1 protein-coding gene is annotated in these 615 nt (G+C 54.1%); it reads left to right on the top strand.

Annotation, left to right across the window (positions count from 1 at the left end; translation table 11 throughout):
* Positions 1 to 60: 60 nt before the first annotated feature.
* A partial coding sequence (locus IEX86_RS24820; protein WP_188868805.1) for a hypothetical protein occupies positions 61 to 615 on the top strand: 555 nt, incomplete at its 3' end.

Genomic DNA, 615 nt, shown 5'->3' with positions numbered 1-615 from the left:
GGAACCCAGGCGCTAAGGGCTACCACACAGAACCTTTAATACGCCATAAGGACCCTCTGCATGAACCTCGTTAGCGCCTCGACCTCGCCCCTTTCGCTAGCCTCACTAGACCTTGACTCCGTCCATCCTCAAGCAAGCCCGGCAGTCCAGCCAGCAGAGCCTTTGGCAGCACATCAGGGCAACAATGCGGTGCCTGGCAGGCTTATGCTTAATGACAAGCTTGTTCTGATCGGCAGCTTCAAGCCTCTTAATTCAGACGAAAAGACGCTACTGCCCGACTTGTTTAAACCTCAGGGAGCTATCGAGGAGACCTCTTTAGCCCATGGCGGCACCCAGTTTAGCTACCCTGCCACTGCATCCCTCAAGCCTGATGAGCCTGCTCACGCCTATAAGGTCAACTTGCAGGTTCGCTCCAACGGTCAGCTCAACCGCCTTAACGCCTACGATATCTCCCACCCTGAGCGAAACAGTGAAGAAGGCATAGCCTTTAGCCTAAACTTTGAGCCCCCTGTTTCCCACCTGCAAAATCTCCCCGCTGAGCTTAAGCTACATATCGCCCAATACACCGGTAAAAACGGCACAGGTGTTGATCTGGCATTACGGCAAACCAGTCGC

Origin of the sequence: Pseudomonas asuensis, from assembly GCF_014646755.1 — a bacterium.
GTDB lineage: Bacteria > Pseudomonadota > Gammaproteobacteria > Pseudomonadales > Pseudomonadaceae > Chryseomonas > Chryseomonas asuensis.
The sequence above is the reverse complement of the archived record's forward strand: the minus strand, read 5'-3'. Positions and strand labels throughout refer to the sequence as shown.